Below are 3,006 nucleotides of genomic sequence, written 5' to 3'. Positions count from 1 at the left end.
TGGACCTGGTACTTACCATAATGGATATGATTCACAGGGAAGCTACATTGATTTTAAAAATTCTATGATAAAATATCTAAACAAAATACCAGAGAAGAAAGAGATTGATTTAATTGGTTTCAGTCAGGGTGGAAGACTTATAATGGAATTTGTTACTGATAAAAATAATAAATCGTATATGGATAAAATAGATCAAGTAATAACTATAAATTCTCCTATAAAGGGTGCAGGTAGCTCATTGGCTAGAGCATCAAGAGATCCATGGTTTGCAAAACTAATTGGATTTCTTCTTCCAGATAAAAGTTGGCTTCCTTTTCCAGAAATAGACCCTGATCTTCCAGCTTCTTTTAATTTAGACCCAGAAAGTTATGCCTCTAAAAAATTATCTCAACCTGATATATACGGAGATAGAAAAGAGGATGGGTCATTATATAGACCAGATGTAGAAATAATTAATATAGGAAGTAAAAATGATTTGGTTGTTGAGGATTCTGGAGTATACTTTCAAGTTTATAAATATGCTGATAATGTTCATGTAAATTCAAATAGTCCTTTATTTTCCCATTATTTCAATTTAAAAAGTAAATTTCTTTTTTTCAACTCAAGTGGTAAATATACCTTTAATTTAATACTAAATTTATTAAATGGAAATGAAGTAGATGGGGAAATAAAAAATGGTTATATTATATATGGAGGACAAGAACAAGAAATAGGCATAGAATTTAACTTAATTTATGAAGGAGGAATATGATGAATGATAAATATAATAAAATTGAGATAGCGATAATTGTGCTTTCAATTATTTGTTTATTAGCTTTTATAATTTTATTCATAAAAGGGTTTAATAGTAGAGCGTTTAGAAATGCTCAATTTTATCAAAAAATATGGTTTGGTCTTAGTTATCCAATTTTTGCTATACCTCTTGGGATTCCTTTAATAATCCTAAACATAATTTTAAAAAAGAAAAAAGGAAGTAACAAAACATACAAGCTTGGAATTTTTACCTTCATAATAACCTTTATTATTCCTCTATTACTTTTTATTTTAACAATTGCTGGTTTAATGATTGGTGGAGCTGCAGAGTAAATAGAAATTGCATTTTCTAATTGAATTTAATATTCGATTTGTTAGATAGAAATGAAGTAGATAAGAAAAAGAAAAGTAATTATATATTGTAGTCATAAATACGGTATGTTTTATAAATTTCTCCTCCCATTGCCTGAATTTCACGATTTGTCATCACATTATTTTCAAGTATCCAGGACATCTCTGCACCTTTATAGCCTTTTGATAATAGTTTTTTTGATGTTTCATAATGCATAAGAGCGTTTATTCCAAACCTTTGATTTTTTTTAATTATACTCATTACAAAACCCAACACCTGTAATATTAAATCTAAATATAATTTTCTTTATATTAAGATTACTAAATGAAAGATTAGATAATTAGGAACTTTAGCATCTAAAAAAGATGGTTTAATCGGTTGGGTGAGCTCTCAAAGTTCGTTGTTATTTTCTCTTGCTGAAGCATTTTTCACGATCACTACTTATCTACTTCCACTAAGTAAGACATACCTGTCTCTGTTTTACCAAAAATCTTTGACCCATCATAATGTTATATTCCTTAAGCTCTTGAATTCTAAACTTCCATACTTTCACCTAGGTTATAACCATCTCCATAGCCCATTGGATGAAGTTGACATCTTACCCTATATAGCAAGTCAGCTTTCACTCAGGAGATTTATCTTGATGTATTTCTTAGCCAAATATTGGCAGCCTCAGGAACTTCTTGTCTCGGAACAAGCGTGATAGCCTCATTTGGGCATGCTGCCCTACACACACCACATCCGAAACACCTAGTGGGATCTATATGGACTTTGGAAAGTGTAGAGGAGTAGAATTTGGCACCGAACTGACATTGACTCATACAAGACTTACATCCCGTGCAGAGGTTCCAATCTACTTTACAGATGTATTCTGCTCGGAAGAAAGAAGGGGCACCTCTCTTCTCAATATACTCCTTGTAGTGAATACAATCACGATCACAGTTACATATGACCATAACATAAGGGGTTATGCATGTCCAAATACTGTGCATCAGCCCTTCCTCATCGTACTTGCGAAAGATTCTTTTAGCCTCTTCCCTTTCCAATACCTCCAGGGATGAAGCGGCATCAGGAAACTTGCCTATTATGCCCCATTTGTCTGCCCCTAAGCCAAAACAGTATCGTTTATCCGTTTTCCCTGTCGTAATGAACCGGCATCCACAAGGAAATCTCGTGATAGAGTCGATCATATCTATCACTTCTTCAACGTCCTCGATTGGCAGTACCTGACCGAATTGCTCGACCTTTCGATGTGCCACGATCTCATCCTCACTGGGTTGAACCCTGGGAGGCTGGGTAGATGCTGGCGCACCTTGTAACTCTTCTTGTATCTTGGACACACCACTGATCGCTGGCATCAAAAGGTTCTCTAGGAAGCGATCTATCCGCTCGATGCGCTTTGTGACCTTAACAATCTCCTTTTGGGTGAAAGAAAGTTCCTCATAGAACAATTCGTCCGCATAGTTCTTCATTTGGAGGTACCACTTCTTTCCCTCCCCATGTTTGTTGCAAAATTCACACATTTTGATCCTCCTCATCGCAATGATAAAATATTAATTTTCTTATTTTCATTTATAATTTCTCAATTTTTAAAATATTTTATATTTCTTCGTTTAAACCACTCTTTTACCAATAAAAAATTACAGAATATTATTTTTTAGTTAATAAAGTATGATCTAAATTAGTATATTTTATAGTCATAAATACGGTATGTTTTATATATCTTTCCTCCCATTGCCTGAATTTCACGATTTGTCATCACATTATTTTCAAGTATCCAGGACATCTCTGCCCCTTTATAACCTTTTGATAATAGTTTTTTTGATGTTTCATAATGCATAATAGCACTTATTCCAAGCTTTCTATATTTTTCAAGCACACCCATTGCAAGAACTCTACAT

Annotated in this window: 5 protein-coding genes; 2 read left to right on the top strand and 3 right to left on the bottom strand. The window is 33.3% G+C overall.

Translation table 11 applies throughout. The features are described 5' to 3' along the window. Positions 1-751 (top strand): hypothetical protein (locus KKC53_00940; GenBank protein ID MBU2597740.1); only part of this gene is annotated, 751 nt, incomplete at its 5' end. Next, positions 751-1,086, top strand: a complete 336-nt coding sequence (locus tag KKC53_00935) for a hypothetical protein (GenBank protein ID MBU2597739.1) — start codon at positions 751-753, stop codon at positions 1,084-1,086. The genes KKC53_00940 and KKC53_00935, both read left to right, overlap by 1 nt. A 79-nt stretch (positions 1,087-1,165) precedes the next feature. On the opposite strand, the gene KKC53_00930 is transcribed toward KKC53_00935, so the two are convergent. The 3 genes from KKC53_00930 to KKC53_00920 form a co-directional block, all read right to left on the bottom strand. Continuing rightward, positions 1,166-1,366 (bottom strand): hypothetical protein, encoded by a 201-nt coding sequence (locus KKC53_00930; GenBank protein MBU2597738.1) that lies wholly within the window; start codon positions 1,364-1,366, stop codon positions 1,166-1,168. A 374-nt stretch (positions 1,367-1,740) separates the two neighbouring features. Further along, positions 1,741-2,628: a 4Fe-4S binding protein gene (locus tag KKC53_00925; protein MBU2597737.1), complete on the bottom strand. Its 888-nt coding sequence runs from the start codon at positions 2,626-2,628 to the stop codon at positions 1,741-1,743. 158 nt (positions 2,629-2,786) lie between these two features. Continuing rightward, the coding region (locus tag KKC53_00920) for an N-acetyltransferase (GenBank protein ID MBU2597736.1) at positions 2,787-3,006 on the bottom strand (220 nt) is incomplete at its 5' end.

Source organism: Actinomycetota bacterium (assembly GCA_018830725.1).
GTDB lineage: Bacteria > Actinomycetota > Humimicrobiia > JAHJRV01 > JAHJRV01 > JAHJRV01.
The sequence above is the reverse complement of the archived record's forward strand: the minus strand, read 5'-3'. Positions and strand labels throughout refer to the sequence as shown.

What these genes read in the sequence shown, in the direction of transcription:
- KKC53_00935 (MBU2597739.1), top strand. Translation starts at nt 751, where the DNA reads ATGAATGATAAATATAATAAAATTGAGATAGCGATAATTGTGCTTTCA.
- KKC53_00930 (MBU2597738.1), bottom strand. Translation starts at nt 1,366, where the DNA reads ATGAGTATAATTAAAAAAAATCAAAGGTTTGGAATAAACGCTCTTATG.
- KKC53_00925 (MBU2597737.1), bottom strand. Translation starts at nt 2,628, where the DNA reads ATGTGTGAATTTTGCAACAAACATGGGGAGGGAAAGAAGTGGTACCTC.